This is a genomic window from Brevundimonas pondensis, from assembly GCF_017487345.1.
GTDB classification, from domain to species: domain Bacteria; phylum Pseudomonadota; class Alphaproteobacteria; order Caulobacterales; family Caulobacteraceae; genus Brevundimonas; species Brevundimonas pondensis.
Genome location: NZ_CP062006.1, coordinates 2352369 through 2366896, shown reverse-complemented (window position 1 = coordinate 2366896; position 14528 = coordinate 2352369). Strand labels below are relative to the sequence as shown.

Annotated in this window: 13 protein-coding genes; 6 read left to right on the top strand and 7 right to left on the bottom strand. The window is 66.4% G+C overall.

Features of this window, described 5'->3' with window-relative positions; all coding sequences use genetic code 11:
* Positions 1-232 precede the first annotated feature (232 nt).
* From IFE19_RS11810 to lpxC, 3 genes are all read left to right on the top strand, one after another.
* The gene (locus tag IFE19_RS11810; RefSeq protein ID WP_207822550.1) at positions 233-4018 is read left to right on the top strand and encodes a TonB-dependent receptor domain-containing protein; all 3786 of its coding nucleotides are present in this window, start codon (positions 233-235) and stop codon (positions 4016-4018) included.
* 262 nt (positions 4019-4280) lie between these two features.
* Positions 4281-5858, top strand: coding sequence for a cell division protein FtsZ (ftsZ, locus tag IFE19_RS11805; RefSeq protein ID WP_207822548.1), 1578 nt, complete (start codon positions 4281-4283; stop codon positions 5856-5858).
* Between the two features lie 185 nt (positions 5859-6043).
* Positions 6044-6943, top strand: coding sequence for a UDP-3-O-acyl-N-acetylglucosamine deacetylase (gene lpxC / locus IFE19_RS11800; RefSeq protein ID WP_207822546.1), 900 nt, complete (start codon positions 6044-6046; stop codon positions 6941-6943).
* 1 nt (position 6944) lies between these two features.
* On the opposite strand, the gene IFE19_RS11795 is transcribed toward lpxC, so the two are convergent.
* From IFE19_RS11795 to lgt, 4 genes are read right to left on the bottom strand one after another with little or no spacing between them, the layout of a single operon-like run.
* Positions 6945-7715, bottom strand: a complete 771-nt coding sequence (locus IFE19_RS11795) for a polyphenol oxidase family protein (protein WP_207822544.1) — start codon at positions 7713-7715, stop codon at positions 6945-6947.
* Complete coding sequence (locus tag IFE19_RS11790) at positions 7712-7957, bottom strand: helix-hairpin-helix domain-containing protein (protein ID WP_207822542.1); 246 nt, start codon at positions 7955-7957, stop codon at positions 7712-7714. Before IFE19_RS11790 ends, IFE19_RS11795 begins: the two co-directional genes overlap by 4 nt.
* Before the next feature lie 33 nt (positions 7958-7990).
* Positions 7991-9064 carry a class I SAM-dependent methyltransferase gene (locus tag IFE19_RS11785; RefSeq protein WP_207822541.1) on the bottom strand — a complete coding sequence of 358 codons (1074 nt, stop codon included), beginning with the start codon at positions 9062-9064 and terminating at the stop codon, positions 7991-7993.
* Positions 9065-9071: 7 nt separating this feature from the next.
* The gene (lgt, locus tag IFE19_RS11780) at positions 9072-9944 is read right to left on the bottom strand and encodes a prolipoprotein diacylglyceryl transferase (protein WP_207822539.1); all 873 of its coding nucleotides are present in this window, start codon (positions 9942-9944) and stop codon (positions 9072-9074) included.
* A gap of 173 nt (positions 9945-10117) precedes the next feature.
* On the opposite strand from lgt, the gene IFE19_RS11775 reads away from it, so the two are divergent.
* From IFE19_RS11775 to IFE19_RS11765, 3 genes are all read left to right on the top strand, one after another.
* Positions 10118-10405 (top strand): accessory factor UbiK family protein, encoded by a 288-nt coding sequence (locus IFE19_RS11775; RefSeq protein WP_207822537.1) that lies wholly within the window; start codon positions 10118-10120, stop codon positions 10403-10405.
* 78 nt (positions 10406-10483) lie between these two features.
* Positions 10484-10987 (top strand): type III secretion system chaperone family protein, encoded by a 504-nt coding sequence (locus tag IFE19_RS11770; RefSeq protein WP_207822535.1) that lies wholly within the window; start codon positions 10484-10486, stop codon positions 10985-10987.
* Positions 10987-11796: a pyrroline-5-carboxylate reductase family protein gene (locus IFE19_RS11765; RefSeq protein WP_225910260.1), complete on the top strand. Its 810-nt coding sequence runs from the start codon at positions 10987-10989 to the stop codon at positions 11794-11796. Before IFE19_RS11770 ends, IFE19_RS11765 begins: the two co-directional genes overlap by 1 nt.
* Here the strand turns inward: IFE19_RS11765 and IFE19_RS11760 are convergent.
* From IFE19_RS11760 to IFE19_RS11750, 3 genes are all read right to left on the bottom strand, one after another.
* Positions 11786-12280: a hypothetical protein gene (locus tag IFE19_RS11760; RefSeq protein ID WP_225910259.1), complete on the bottom strand. Its 495-nt coding sequence runs from the start codon at positions 12278-12280 to the stop codon at positions 11786-11788. The genes IFE19_RS11765 and IFE19_RS11760 overlap by 11 nt on opposite strands.
* An 80-nt stretch (positions 12281-12360) precedes the next feature.
* On the bottom strand, positions 12361-13704 hold the full coding sequence (locus tag IFE19_RS11755; RefSeq protein ID WP_207822533.1) for an ATP-binding protein: 1344 nt from the start codon (positions 13702-13704) through the stop codon (positions 12361-12363).
* A 6-nt stretch (positions 13705-13710) separates the two neighbouring features.
* Positions 13711-14442, bottom strand: coding sequence for a response regulator (locus IFE19_RS11750; protein WP_207822531.1), 732 nt, complete (start codon positions 14440-14442; stop codon positions 13711-13713).
* Positions 14443-14528 lie beyond the last annotated feature (86 nt).

Here is a 14528-nt window from a genome sequence, read left to right as displayed (position 1 = left end):
CCGCCTGGGCGGGCCTGATGCGGCTGCATCTTGTTGCTCGCGCATGCGTGCGCGCCGTACGGCGAACAACAACATTACCGACGTTACATAAATGCATCATTTGGGGCGGAATGGCGCCGCAATCGCCACGAGTGTGGCGGAAATGGGTTTTCCGTAACGGCGGCTTTCGATAACGGTGACGTAGCAATGACACTATAGCCGTCCCGCGTCGGGATCGGCACGGGGGCAAAATATGTTGAAGCGGCGTCATCTTTTCGGCACCACGATTCTGACTGGTCTGCTTGTTGCGGCGTCCGCACAGGCCCAGGCGCAATCGTCGAACGACACTCGGCCTCAGTCGAATGAAGCCACGACCCAGGTGGAAGAGGTTGTCGTCACCGGTTCGCGCATCAAGCGTCCGCAGTACGAAGGTGTCATTCCTGGCGTCCAGGTCAGCTCGCAAGACATTTCGGAGCGCCTGTTCACCAACGCCGGTGACATCCTCAACGATATTCCCCTGGTCGGCGGCGGCGCCAGCCTGTCGGGCACCAACGGCGGCCAGACGGCTTCGCTGGGCGTGACCTATATCGACCTGCTGAACCTGGGTACGGCGCGTACCCTGACGCTGGTCAACGGGCGTCGCTTCGTCTCGAACAACTCGGCCACGATTTTCGTCGCCGGCAACGAAACGGGCTCGCAGGTTGACGCCTCGTCGATCCCGGTGGCCCTGATCGACCGTGTCGACATCCTCACCGTCGGCGGCGCCGCCGCCTACGGCGCTGACGCCGTTTCGGGCGTCGTGAACTATGTCCTCAAGGATGACTACGAAGGCGCCGAGATCACCATCACCGGCGGTCAAACCTTCGAGTACGAAGACGCTGGCCGCGTCGCTGTCAACGGCGTGTGGGGCAAGAACTTCCTCGACGGTCGCCTGAACGTGGCGATTTCGGGCGAATACTCGAAGATCGACGCCCTGCTGGGTTCGGAGCGCGACTTCCGCTCGGACAACCCGGGTCTCATCTCGAACTGGATGAACGGCGGCGTTCGCAACTCGGCCTTCGTGCCGGGCGGTACGGGTGCAGCGGCCACGGCCTTCCTGCCGACCACGGCTGACGGCATCACCCCGTCGCTGTTCCGTCGCAATCTGCGGACCAACAGCACCTGGTTCGGTGGCGCCATCTTCAACCCGGTCCTGTCGAACGGTGCGGCTGAAAACCCCGCCATCGCCAATCTGGCGACGGGCAGCTCGCTCCCGGTCGGCCCGGCCTTCTTCCAGCCGGGCAACGTGTTCCGTAATCCCGGTTACGCACAAATTTCGCCCTTCCAGTACAGCTTCATCAACGGCGGCACGCTGCAGATGGTGCCGGGCGTTCCCTTCGGCGCCTGTATCGCGAGCGCGTCCGACGTCTGCGCCTTTGCGCCCGCCAGCATGACGGCCGCCCAGACGACCGCCGCCCGCACGCGCTTCAACCTGCCGGCCTCCTATACGGCGGCCCAGGTTCTGGCCGTGGTTCAAGCCAATCGTCCGACCGCCCGTGAGTACTTCGCGGCAAACCCGACGATCGACATCAACAACTTCCTCGGCACCTTCCTGCCGGGTCTGCCGGATGTCGCAAACACTGACAGCTATTCGGCTGTCCTGGCGCGCAAAGCCGTGCCGATCCGCTTCGACTCGAACGGCAATATCGTCCGTTGGGACTTCGCGGGCGCTCTGGCCGGTGATCCGAGCCAGCCGGGCACCTTCGCGACTTCGGTCAACGGCGAGGGGCAAAACCGTCAGGACACCGCCGTTCTGCGCATCCAGCAAGAGCGTAGCGTCGGCAATGTTCTGGCCAACTACCAGATCACCGACAACATCCGCTTCTTCACGGAAAACCTGTACTCCGACGCCACCGTCATCAACCCCATCTCGACGGGCGGCCTGTTCAACGGCGTGACCTCCAGCTCGCCGGAGAACGCGGGTATTCTGGTGAACGTCAACCATCCCTTCCTGACGGACGCCAACCGGGCTTCGCTGGCTCAGGCCGGGATCACCGGCAACTTCATCCTGTCTCGTAACAACGAGGACATCGTCAACGACCTGTCGCAACGTTCGACGATGGAGACGTTCCGGACGGTGAACGGCTTCGACGGCACGTTCGACCTGTTCGGTCGCAGCTTCGGCTGGGAACTGTCGCACACCTACGGCAAGGCCGAGACCCACGTCGAGTTCAGCGCGATCAACGACGTCGCCTTCGCGCTGGCCATTGACGCCGTCAACGACAACGGCGTTCTGAAGTGCCGTGTTCAACGTGACGGCCTGGCCAACTACCTGGCCAGCTTCGGTGGTGCGAACAACAAGGCCATTCCGGGCGCGATCCCGCAGCCGATCAGCCAGATTGGCGCCGACGGCGTGCGCGAGCAGGTGATCTTCACCCCGACCGTGACGCAGGACATGGCCAACGCCTGTCAGCCGCTGAACATCTTCGGTGAAGGCCGTGCTTCGCAGGCGGCTCGCGACTTCGTCAGCGTCCGCAACTTCTTCAACAACGAATCCACGCAGAACTTCACCCAGGCGGTGCTGACGGGTGACATCATCACCCTGCCGGCCGGCCCGCTGCAGTTCGCCCTGACCGGTGAACTGCGCAAGGAAGAGCTGTCCTATACGGTTGACGAGATCACCCGCCAGGGTCGTACCCGTTCGGCGCCTTCGGCGACGACCAATGCTGAGGTCGAAACCCGCGAAGGCGGCATCGAGCTGCGCATCCCCGTCTTCGGCGGCGATTACCAACTGCCGTTCGTGAAGTCGCTCGAGTTCAACCCGTCGGTTCGTTACACGCGTCAGAAGGGTTCGGCCGAGAAGTACCGCAACCTCTCGGGCGTTCTGACGGCCCCGACCTACAGCGGTGAAACCGAAGAGGTTTATACCCTGGCTGCGACCTGGGAAGTGAACGATCAGCTGCTGTTCCGCGGCAACATCTCGAAGTCGGTTCGCAATCCGTCGATCGTGGAGCTGTTCCTCGGCAACCAGGCCTTCTTCACCTCGTCGGCCGATCCCTGCTCGCCGGTCAACATCGCTGGCGGTCCCGCCGGCGGCGTGCGTCGCAGCAACTGCCGCGCCGAAGTCCTGCGTGTCGCCGCCGCCAACAGCGGCGTGCTGCTGCAAGCCAACGGCACTGCGGTTCAAGTCACCAACGCGGCTGAAGCAGACGCCTTCCTGGCGCTGTATCAACCCTCGGGCGCGTCGTTCACCGGCGTGATCTCGGGTCGCCAGACGCTGCAGCCGGAGAAGGGCGACTCGTTCACCTTCGGCTTCGTGGCTCGCCCGAAAGTGATCCCGAACCTGATCGTGGCTGCCGACTACCTGGAGATCACGGTCACCGACGCCCTGGGCCCGCTGCTGGCGCAAAGCGCAGCTGTCTACTGCTACGATAGCTCGGCTTACCCGGACAACACGCCGGACATCGGCGTCAACAGCTGCGCCGGCATCCAGCGCGACGGCGCCTTCAACTTCACCAACGGCTTCGAGCTGCCCTTCTTCAACCTGGGTGGAACGCGCGTGAAGGCGATCAACGCTAACATGAGCTACTCGATGGACCTGGCCGACGTGTTCACGGCGGACGCCGATCTGGGCACGCTGGGCTTCCGTGCGAACGCCTACTATCTGCTTGAGTACTCGTCGTCGGGCATCGGTGACTTCTCGGACTCCATCGCGTCTGAAAACTCGCTGGGCAACCCGACCTGGAAGACGCAGTTCAACGTCCTGTACAACCTGGGTCGCTTCAATGCGCGCTGGAGCACCTCGTTCCAGGACGCTTCGATCGTCCGCGGCACGGGCAGCCTGCAAGCGACCTTCGAGCAGACCCCGGTCGTCCGCTACGATGGCTACATGACGCACAGCCTGTCGCTGGGCTATGACGTGACCGATAAGGCTTCGGCCCGTATCGTGATCGACAACGTCACGGACGAGGACACCTTGGGCTACAACGGCCTGCAGAATGGCGTCTATATCGACAACATCGGTCGTCGCTGGACTGCATCGCTGAGCTATCGCTTCTAAGCGGGTCAGCACTGCTCGTTCTTCGAGCATGAGATCGGGGCCGGACGGAAACGTCCGGCCCCTTTTTCATTTCCGGTGGTCTGCTTCAAGAAAACCGCAGCTTGGCCGTGGGTTATGGCTCCCAAACCGACCGACTCAGATTATCGCAGTAACACTCCGTTAACGCAGAAGGGGTTTTCCTTAACGCGCTCATAACCAATGCGATTCGGCGGGGATTTCGTATTGGGGTTAACGGGCAGGGTCGGAAGGTCGGAACAAGAACATGTCTCTCTCGCTGGTGAAGCCGCAACATACGGAACTGAAGCCTCGCATCGTCGTCTTCGGCGTCGGCGGCGCGGGCGGAAACGCCGTCAACAACATGATCGACGCCGGACTTGAAGGGGTCGAGTTCGTCGTCGCCAACACCGACGCTCAGCACCTGAGCTTCGCCAAGACGGATCGTCGTATCCAGTTGGGCGAGACGATCACCCAGGGTCTAGGCGCCGGCGCTCACCCCGAAGTCGGCATGAACGCCGCCGAAGAGAGCGCTGACGAGATCCACGCGCACCTGGACGGCGCGCACATGGTCTTCATCACCTGCGGCATGGGCGGCGGCACCGGCACCGGCGCGGCCCCCGTCATCGCCAAGTGCGCGCGCGATCGCGGCATCCTGACCGTCGGCGTCGTGACCAAGCCCTTCACCTTCGAAGGTCGTCACCGCATGCGTCTGGCGGACTCGGGCGTCGCCGAGCTGCAGCGCTATGTCGACACCCTGATCGTCATTCCGAACCAGAACCTGTTCCGGGTCGCCAACGAGCGCACGACCTTCGCCGACGCCTTCGGCATGGCCGACCAGGTGCTGCACTCGGGCGTCCGTTCGATCACCGACCTGATGATCCTGCCGGGCCTGATCAACCTCGACTTCGCCGACGTCCGCGCCGTCATGTCCGAAATGGGCAAGGCGATGATGGGCACGGGTGAGGCCACGGGCGACGACCGCGCCCTGCTGGCCGCCCAGAACGCCATCGCCAACCCCCTGCTGGACGAAACCAGCCTCAAGGGCGCCAAGGCCGTGCTGGTCAACATCACCGGCGGTCTGGACATGACCCTGCTGGAAGTGGACGAGGCCGCCAACGCCATCGCCGCCGAAGTGGACGGCGACGCCAACATCATCTTCGGCGCCGCCTTCGACCCGGCCCTGGACGGCAAGATCCGCGTCTCGGTTGTGGCCACCGGCATGGACGAGGCCGTCATCCAGAAGATCGAGCCTCAGGGTTCGGCCTTCTCGGACCGTCGCCCGGCCACGGCAGCCGCTGCGCCGCGTCAGCCCGAGGTCCGCATCGAGCCGGTCCGCGAGCCGGTCCGCGCGCCTGAGCCGGCTCCGGTCTATGAGGCCCCGGCCGCTCGCGCTGCGCCCGAGCCGCGCCCGGAACCCGTCATCCACGACGCGCCCCGTAACCTGGAGCCGATCGTCGATCCCTGGGTCGAGGAATACGAATCCGGCGCCGTCCGCGCTCAACCGGCCGCCGCTTCAGCCGAGCAGGGCGATCTCTACTTCGACCGCGGCCAGCAGCAACCGCAAGCCCGTCCGGCCCCGCGCCGCGAAGAGGCTCCGGTCGCTGAAGAGGAATACTACGACGACCGTGATCATCGTCGCAGCGGTTGGAGCCTGTTCGGCAAGAAGCGCCAGCAGCCGCAACAACAGCAGCAGCCGTCCTATGCGCCGCCGCCGTCGTCGAACCGCACGACCCAGCAGCTGCGCCAGTCCCAGTCGGCTCAACCGACCCAGGACTTCCAGGCCGGCCACGCAGAAGACGACGACCTGGAAATCCCTTCCTTTCTTCGCCGCCTCGCGAACTGATCGGAAGAGACCCTGATCAATGCGCCCCGGAGCCTGGCTCCGGGGCGTTTTTCGTTGTCATGGCTGTCGCCAGACCGAAACAATCCGAAACCCATCTTTCATTTCGGGCTTGAGCCGTCGTGGTTAAACGACAGGTGAGGCGAACTCCGCGCGACTGTGCGGACGCGCAAAAGAGAGTTTTCAGCTTGTCGGTCCGCAACGACCATCACGAACAGACCATCGTCGCCCCGGCCATCTGCGCCGGCGTCGGCGTTCATACCGGCCAGCGCGTCAAGCTGGTCGTGCGTCCGGCTGCGCCCGGCGCGGGCATCGTCTTCGTGCGCACCGACATCACCGACCGCGATAACCGCATCCCCGTCTCGGGCGAGGCTGTCGTCGACGCCCGGCTGAACACCATGATCGAGAACGCGGCGGGCGTGCGCCTGTCGACCATCGAGCACCTTATGGCCGCCCTGTGCGCCCTGGGCGTGTCCAACGCCGTGGTCGAGGTCGATGGCCCCGAACTGCCAATTCTGGACGGTTCGGCCCTGCAGTTCGTGCAGCTGCTGGATCGCGCCGGTTTCCGCCGCCAGGAAGCCCCGGTCCGTTACATCGAGATCCTCAAGCCGATCCGGGTGGAGGAGGGCGACAAGTCCGCCGTCCTGCTGCCCTGCGACCGCTATGAGATGCGCTTCGAGATCGACTTCCCGACGCCGGTTATCGGCAATCAGGTGGTGGACTTCGTCGTGGACGAGGCGACCTTCCGCTCGGACATCATGGCTGCCCGCACCTTCGGCTTCGCCCATGAGGTCGAGGCCCTGCGTCAGGCTGGTCTGGCGCGCGGCGGTTCGCTGGAAAACGCCGTGGTCATCGACGGCGACGAGATCCTGAACCCCGGCGGCCTGCGCATGGAACGCGAGTTCGTGCGCCACAAGGCCCTGGACGCCATCGGCGACCTCTACGTCCTCGGCGCGCCCCTGCTGGGCCGCTACGAAGGCGTCAAGGCGGGTCACGCCCTGAACAACAAGCTGGTCCGCGCCCTGCTGGCCCAGCCCGACGCCTGGCGCGAAACCACCCGCGTCCCCGACATGGCGATGGCGGGCTAGTTCAGCCCAGGCTGATCGTCGAGATCAGCCGCCCGAAATCCGGTTCTCCCGCCAGAAAGGCCCGACGGTTCGAGTAGAACCGCGCGGCGTCCGCACGCGTGTCGTCGCCGGTCCAGGCGGCGTCGCCTACGCCGGCCTGTTCCAGTCGCCACAGGACGAAGCCGGGCAGGTCGAACAGGCGTTTGTCCTCGGCCGCGCCGGGGGCGAAGAAGCGCTCGCTGCCAGGGTCGTGGTGGGCGAAGCGCTCCTGATAGTCGGCGCCGACTTCATAGCTGGCCTGCGCGATGCAGGGGCCGACCACGGCGACCATGCGTTCGGGCCGAGCCCCCATGGCCTCCATGGCCGCCACCGTCGAGTGGATGATGCCGCCCAGCGCGCCCTTCCAGCCCGCATGGGCCGCGCCCACCACCCCCGCTTCGGCGTCGGCGAACAGGACCGGCGCGCAGTCGGCGGTCAGGATGGAGGCAATGGGCCCGCGCATCGCGCTGACCACGGCGTCGCCCTCGGGCCGCTCGCCCGCCCAGCCCGCCTCGGCCACGCGGGCCACGGCGGAATGGATCTGATAGCAGCCGCACAGGTCGTCCAGCCCGCCGCCCATCCATTCGGCGACGCGGCGACGGTTCTCGACCACCCGCGCCGGGTCATCCTTCGACCCCACGCCGGCATTCAGCCCGGCGTAGATGCCCTCCGACACGCCGCCCTCGCGGGTAAAGAAGCCGTGGCGCACCCCGGCCTTGTCGAGCAGGGGGTGGGTGATGGGGTTCAGGCTCATGCGGTCTCCAGCGAGCTACGGGCGGCGGCGACAGCGGCTTCGACGGCCTTGCGGGCCTGGGGGCTGTTCTTCCAGCAGGTCGAACCAACACTGACGGCGGCCCCGGCGCAGACGACGGCGGGATCGGCCTGGGCCAGCCGCTCAAAGGCGCCCAGACCCTGTTCCTCTAGACGCTCGACCACCTTGGGGCCGACGCCCTTGACGGCCAGAAGCACGGCCCGTTCCCGGTCGGAAAAACGCATCGTCACACTCCCTGCGGAAACCTTCCGCAGTCCTCAGAAGCCCGGCAGGGCCAGCGAGCGGGGCGAGAAGACCGCCGCCGCCTTGAACAGTTCGCCCATCTGGTCTGGCGCGGTCAGGCGGTCCAACTGGCGTTGGATGACTGGCGCGGCGTCCGGACGGGCCTGCATCAACCGTTGAGCGCGGGCTTCGATCCCCAGGGCCTTGAGGAAGGCGCCCTGACCGACGCAGCCGGTCACATCGGCGCCGCTGCGGACGGCGGCCTCCAGCACCAGCGGAAAGTCGGCCCATTGCGTCAGGTCAGCCTCGCCCGGCGTCGTCAGCGGATCGACCTTCTGGTGCCGTCGCAGGCCCTGCAGGGTGTCGCCCGCACCGGGTTTGGCGCGGCCATAGTCGATCAGCAGGGCGGCGCCCGAAGCCGCCTTGACCAGGGTGGCCAGATCGCGGGCGAAGGCGGCTTGCTGTTCCGAAATCTCGACCACCTGGCCGGGTTCCACCTCATACTCGGGGCGGTCGAAACCGCCAGAGATGGCCACCAGGCCGAAGGTCAGTTCGTTGTCGTCGGTCACGCCGACGCGGCGCTCGGCCCAACCGCCTTCGGTCTTCATGAACTGGCGCGCGGGCATACAGTCCAGCACCTCGTTGCCGATCAGGATGACCGGGGCGTCAGTTTCGATCTGGTGCAGGGCGCTGAGCCAGCGCGGGTGGACGTCGGCGTCGGCCAGCCGCCGCGCCTGCTCGGCCCGCAGAGGCGCGCTGGGCTCGATCAGGATCAGGTCGACGGCTTCAAGGAAGCCGGGAACCAGCCGTGCGGCCCTCAGGGCGTCCGAAATCAGGGTCCCGTCGCCCGGCCCGACCTCGACCAGCCGCACCCGCTCGGGCGCGCCCAGACGGCTCCAGACCTCGACGGCCCACAGGCCGATCAGCTCACCGAACATCTGGCTGACCAGGGGCGCGGTGATGAAGTCGCCGCCTTCGCCGAGCGCCGGACGGGTCGAGTAATAGCCGTCCCTGGGGTCGTGCAGACAGCGCGTGACATAGTCCGCCACCGTCATCGGCCCTGTCAGCACGATCTCGCGGACCAGCCGGTCCTTGAGGGTCTCTGTCATGACCGTCTTACGCCTCCGCGACGACCGGTTTCTTCAGCGCCCGCCAGATCAGCCAGGCGCCGACCAGCATCATCGGGATCGACAGGATCATGCCCATGGTCAGGCCCAGCGGCAGGTTCTCCAGCCCGGCGTCGGGTTGACGCACGTTCTCCAGCGCGGCGCGGCAGACCCCGTAGCCCAGCAAGAACAGGCCGGTGACGAAGCCCGGACGTTTCAGCATCCGCCACTTCCAGATCGCCAGCGACAGGATGACGAACAGCAGCAGCCCTTCCAGACCCGCTTCATACAGCTGGCTGGGGTGGCGCGGCTCGTTGCCGGCGGGGCAGAAGCCATACATCTGTTCTATGCGGGCGTTGCAGAAGCGGATGGCCCACGGAACCGTCGTCTCGCGGCCCCACAGCTCGCCGTTGATGAAGTTGGCGATGCGGCCGAAGAACAGACCCAGCGGCGCGACTGGGGCGATCAGGTCGCCCAGGCTCAGCGGATTGATCTTTTGGCGGTTGGCGTAGATGGCGATGGCGATGACCACGCCCAGGAAGCCGCCGTGGAAGCTCATGCCGCCGGTCCATAGCTGCAGCAGTTCCAGCCGTTCGCCCCAGCTGTCGCCGGTGAACACCTGGGCGAACATGGCGGGCTTGTAGAAGAGGGCGTAGCCGAAGCGGCCGCCCAGGATGACGCCGAGCGTGATCCACAGCACCAGGTCGTCCAGTTGCGGTCCGGTGACGGGCGGCTTGCCCGGCGACCACAGTCGCTCCGTCTTGGCCAGACGCGAGGCGTACCACCAGCCCAGCACGATCCCGGCGACATAGGCCAGGGCGTACCAGCGGATGGGCAGGGGGCCGAGATGGATCAGAACAGGGTCGAATTCGGGGAAGGGCACAGGGCCTCCGTCAGCGCCGTTTGGAACCCGAAATCATCTAGCAAGCGAGACTGCATTCGTCGCGCGCTTTTCCAGCGAAGCAGTTTATAGCGGTTCGGACGGCAAGGTTTCGTTCACCAAATTTACGACGCCATTAACCATATACTGGTGCGGCAAAGACGCGAGATTTGATCATGCAGACGCGCAATCCCCTTCTGGACGAGTTCGCCAAGCTGACCACCGGCGCCATGGGCTTGGCTCAGGCCGCTGGCGACGAGGCCAAGGCCGCATGGCGCGCCCAGACCGACCGTTTCGTCGCCGAGATGGACCTGGTCCGCCGCGACGAGTTCGACGTGCTGAAGGACGAGATCGCCGCCCTGCGCGCCGAGATCGCAGAGCTTAAGGCTCAGAAATCGCCTGCGAAAAAGGCAAATGTCGGAACGTCCACAGCTGCGAAGCCTGACGCTGACACCGCCGGTTGAGCCGAATCTGCGAACACGTTTACCGTTCGTTTGCAGGTCGTGAGTCGCGACCCCTCGAGTGAAGATTGTGAACCCCTGATGGATGCAGCCCGGCCCGAAGAGGTCGACGTTCCCTACGACCCTCTGGATGTCGTGGAGCACGTTCTCAACGCGGAGAACCTGCCGTTCGACCGCACGGACGACGGCGACCTGGCCTTCGCCCTGGCGGGCGACTGGAAGGACTATGAGCTGTGGTTCGCCTGGCGGCCCGAGGGCGACTGCCTTCAGCTGTGCTGCGCGCTGGACCTGCGGGTCATGAAGACGCGCCGCGCCGCCGCTTATGAACTGGTGTCGATGATCAACCAGCGCACCTGGTTGGGTCACTTCGAGATCTGGCCGGACGAGGGCGAGATCGTCTTCCGCCATTCGCTGGCCCTGCCGCACAGCGAGCGTCCGACCCTGGCCCAGGCGGCCTCCATGATCGACGCCGCCATCGAGGCCGCCGACCGCTATTATCCCGCCTTCGACTTCATGGTGCGCGGCTCCAAGAAGGCGCAGGAAGCCATCGACGCCTGCCTGTTCGAAACCGTGGGCACCGCCTGATGACCAAAGGCGGGAAGATGGGGCCTGTCGTCCTGCAAGGCGTGGGACGGCTGGGCTCGGCCATCCTGGAAGGCTGGCTGAAGACCGGCGCGGTCGATCCCGTCGACCTCATCATCCTGACCCCGTCCGAAAAGCCCGCCGCCGAGGCGGCGCGGGCCCTGGGCGCCCGGATCAATCCGCCGCTCGAGGCTCTGGCCGACACGCGCGCCTTCGTCATCGGGGTCAAGCCGGCCAAGTGGTTCGAGGCCTCTCGCTCGCTCCTGCCGCATCTGGCCCCCGACGCCGTGATCGTCTCGGTCATGGCCGGGGTGAGGGGCGAGACGATTTCCAAGGGCTTCAACGGGCGCTCTGTTGTCCGCATCATGCCGACGACCGGGGTGGCCCAGGCCCAGGGCGTGGCGACCATCTGGGCCGCCGCCGCCGCCGCTCGCGCCGTGGGCGAGGCTCTGTTCGCTCCCATCGCCGAGACCGTCCATCTGGACGACGAAGCCGCCATGCACGCCGCGACCGCCGTGTCCGGCTGCGGGCCTGCCTATTATTTCGCCTTCACCCGCGCCCTGGCCCAGGCCGGGATCGAGGAGGGCCTGTCGCCCGAGGCCGCCGTGCGTCTGGCGCGCGCTACCCTGCGCTCCGCCGCGGCGGGCGTTGAGGGGGCCGAGGCTCTGGACGCCCTGATTGACCGCGTGGCCTCGCCCGGGGGCGTGACCCAAGCCGGTCTTCTGGCCCTGAACGCAGACGGCGCCCTCGACCAAGCGGTCGAGAGCGCCGTTCAGGCGGCCGTGGCCAAGTCCACCGAACTCAGCGGCTGACGTAGCGTCCCGCAGCCAGGTTGCGCGCTAGGCGGTCATAGGTCGTGCGGGCGTCTTGCCAGGTGGAATAGCCGCGAACGTCAGCGAGGCTGGGGGAATAATAGTCATACTTGACCGGGTGCACCTCGCCGGAGGCGGTCGTGATCATGCCCTCGATCGCGGCGCCGCCGATCGAGATGCTGCGCATTGGGTCCAGACCCGGCTTGTCGAGCGTCTGCTGCATGGTCGGGCGGTTGGGCTTCAGGTCAGTGATCGTCAACTCGATACGAGCCCCTTCCAGGGCGTGACGATCAGTCAGGACGCGTGTGACCGTGGCGGTCAGGTCTTCGACCTGTTGCCGGACGTCGCGCTGGCCGAGTTCTTCGGCAGTCTTGGCGAAGTCGGGGCTGACGGTGACGATAACGGCGGAGGGTTGGGCGGCAGCGGCGCCGGCGATGGCCAGCGTGGCGGCGAGCGGTGCGAGAAATGCGAAACGACGCATCATGCGGACTCCTGATCCAGGCCCCCCTGGAACGGGATCAAGATGGCGATGATTTTACAGTCACGCCAGAGGGCCGCGACGATTTATCCGGGCAGACGGATCGAGGCCTTAAGGCCGCCCAGATCGCTGCGGCTCAGCGTGATGTCGCCGCCGTGGCCGCGGGCTACGTCGCGGGCGATGGCCAGGCCCAGACCGACGCCCTTGCTGTTCTGGTTGCGCGAGGCGTCCAGCCGGGAAAAGGGCCGGAAGGCCTCCTCGTGCATGTCGTCGGGAATGCCAGGGCCGTCGTCCTCGACGGCGATCTCGAGCCCACCCGAGGGCAGGGGGCGAGCCGAGAGCCGCACGTGCTCGCCGTGAACGGCGGCGTTGCCGGCCAGGTTGTTCAGGGCGCGACGGAAGGCGAGGGGGCGCAACATGGCGTCGAGGTCATCGGGCGTTTCGACCGTGACCTCGGCTCCGGCGCGGCGAGCGTCTTCGGCGGCGCGACGCAGCATTTCGGGGACCGAGACGGCCTGCATGGCCTCGCCTGCCTCGCCGCGGGCAAAGGCCAGGTATTCGTCGATCATGTGCTCCATCTCGTCCAGATCACCCTTCATCGCCTCGGCCCGTTTGAACGGCGGCGCCAGGGCCAGCTCGAGCCGCAGGCGGGTCAGGGGCGTTCGCAGGTCATGGCTGACCGAGGCCAGCAGAGCCGTGCGCTGGTCGATATGACGCTGGATGCGCCCGCGCATGTCGAGGAAGGCGGTGGCGGCGGCTCGCACCTCGCGCGCGCCATGAGGCTTGAAGCGGGGCACGCTCTCGCCCCGACCGAAGGCCTCGGCGGCGTCAGCCAGGCGCTCGATGGCGCGTACCTGATTGCGGATGAACAGCACCGCCACGCCCAGCAGCAGGACCGTCGCGATCGTCAGCCACAGGACGAAGATATGGGCCTGGGTGGCCACCGCCCGTTCACGCGGGGCGATGACGCGCAGCACGCCGCCCGGCTCCTGGACGCGGATGTCGACATAGGCGGGGTAGCGGGTGGTGTCGTACCAGAAGGGTTGATCCAGCCGCGAGGCCAGGGCCCTTTCCAGCGTGCGATCGACAACGCCGAGCGCGCCGCGCCGACGTTCCCTGGGTAGGACCGCGCCTTCCTGGAAGGCGATGGACAGTTGCATCGACCGTTCAGCCCTGTCGGCGATGACGGTCAGGTTCTGCGGCGTCGGCTGGTCCCGGTAGCTTTCCGCGGCCCAGGCCACATCCCCCGCCAACCCCTCGGACAGACGCGCGGTCACGGCTTGCCAGTGGGCGTCGAAGAAGGCCCAGGTTACGGCCCCCTGCATGATCAGCACGGGCAGGACGATGATCAGCAGGGAGCGGCCCCACAACGAGGTCGGCAGGCGGCGCTTGATCATGCGCGCCCAGACGTTGAGAGGCGGCAGCCGCATGTCGGCTCAGTCCGGCGCCAGCATGTAGCCGATTCCGCGCACGGTCTGCAGATAGCGCGGGTTCTTGGGGTCTGACTCCAGCTTGCGGCGCAGGCGCGTCACCTGCACGTCCACCGCGCGGCCGGTGATGTCGGCCGTATCCGGCGACAGGTTCATCCGCTCGACCGGCGAGTGGGCGTGAATGGCCAGGGTTTTCAGCAGCTGCGCCTCGGCTTCGGTCAGGCGCTGCAGCGCTCCGTCCCGAGTCAGCTCCAGCCGCTCCATGTCGAACACGGCCGCTCCCATATGGATTTCGCGCGGCGTCAGCGGCTTGCCGCCGGTACGCCGCAGGATGGCTTCGATTCGCAGCGCCAGTTCGCGCGGATCGAACGGCTTGGACATATAGTCGTCGGCGCCGCGCGACAGCCCCTCGATCCGGTCGTCAGGATCGCCCTTGGCCGTAAGCAGCAGGACCGGGGTTTTCGACAGCGCTGCCTGGCTGCGGATCCAGCTGGTCAGGTCGAAGCCGCTTTCACCCGGCATCATGACGTCCAGGACGATCAGGTCGAACTCGATCAGTTCGACCAGGCGCCGCGCCGCGCCGGCGTGGGCGGCGCCGGTGACGCGATAGCCTTCGCGCGCCAGGAACTCTTTGAGCAGTTCGCGGATTCTGTCGTCGTCGTCGACGATCAGCAGGTGGCGACCCGTGCCGGGGGCTGCGATGGGGCCGGAGCGGCCGTTCGAACGCGTATCAGTCATGTCTTAGGCGATCCTGCCGAACGCAAAGGCGTTGACGGCGGCGGGAGAGAAGAGTGTAACCGGACCACATCCCGAGGAGACGTTAT

Coding starts and splice junctions, on each gene's coding strand:
- IFE19_RS11810 (WP_207822550.1), top strand. CDS start 233: ATGTTGAAGCGGCGTCATCTTTTCGGCACCACGATTCTGACTGGTCTG.
- ftsZ (WP_207822548.1), top strand. CDS start 4,281: ATGTCTCTCTCGCTGGTGAAGCCGCAACATACGGAACTGAAGCCTCGC.
- IFE19_RS11795 (WP_207822544.1), bottom strand. CDS start 7,715: ATGAGCCTGAACCCCATCACCCACCCCCTGCTCGACAAGGCCGGGGTG.
- IFE19_RS11790 (WP_207822542.1), bottom strand. CDS start 7,957: ATGCGTTTTTCCGACCGGGAACGGGCCGTGCTTCTGGCCGTCAAGGGC.
- IFE19_RS11785 (WP_207822541.1), bottom strand. CDS start 9,064: ATGACAGAGACCCTCAAGGACCGGCTGGTCCGCGAGATCGTGCTGACA.
- IFE19_RS11775 (WP_207822537.1), top strand. CDS start 10,118: ATGCAGACGCGCAATCCCCTTCTGGACGAGTTCGCCAAGCTGACCACC.
- IFE19_RS11770 (WP_207822535.1), top strand. CDS start 10,484: ATGGATGCAGCCCGGCCCGAAGAGGTCGACGTTCCCTACGACCCTCTG.
- IFE19_RS11765 (WP_225910260.1), top strand. CDS start 10,987: ATGACCAAAGGCGGGAAGATGGGGCCTGTCGTCCTGCAAGGCGTGGGA.
- IFE19_RS11760 (WP_225910259.1), bottom strand. CDS start 12,280: ATGATGCGTCGTTTCGCATTTCTCGCACCGCTCGCCGCCACGCTGGCC.
- IFE19_RS11755 (WP_207822533.1), bottom strand. CDS start 13,704: ATGCGGCTGCCGCCTCTCAACGTCTGGGCGCGCATGATCAAGCGCCGC.
- IFE19_RS11750 (WP_207822531.1), bottom strand. CDS start 14,442: ATGACTGATACGCGTTCGAACGGCCGCTCCGGCCCCATCGCAGCCCCC.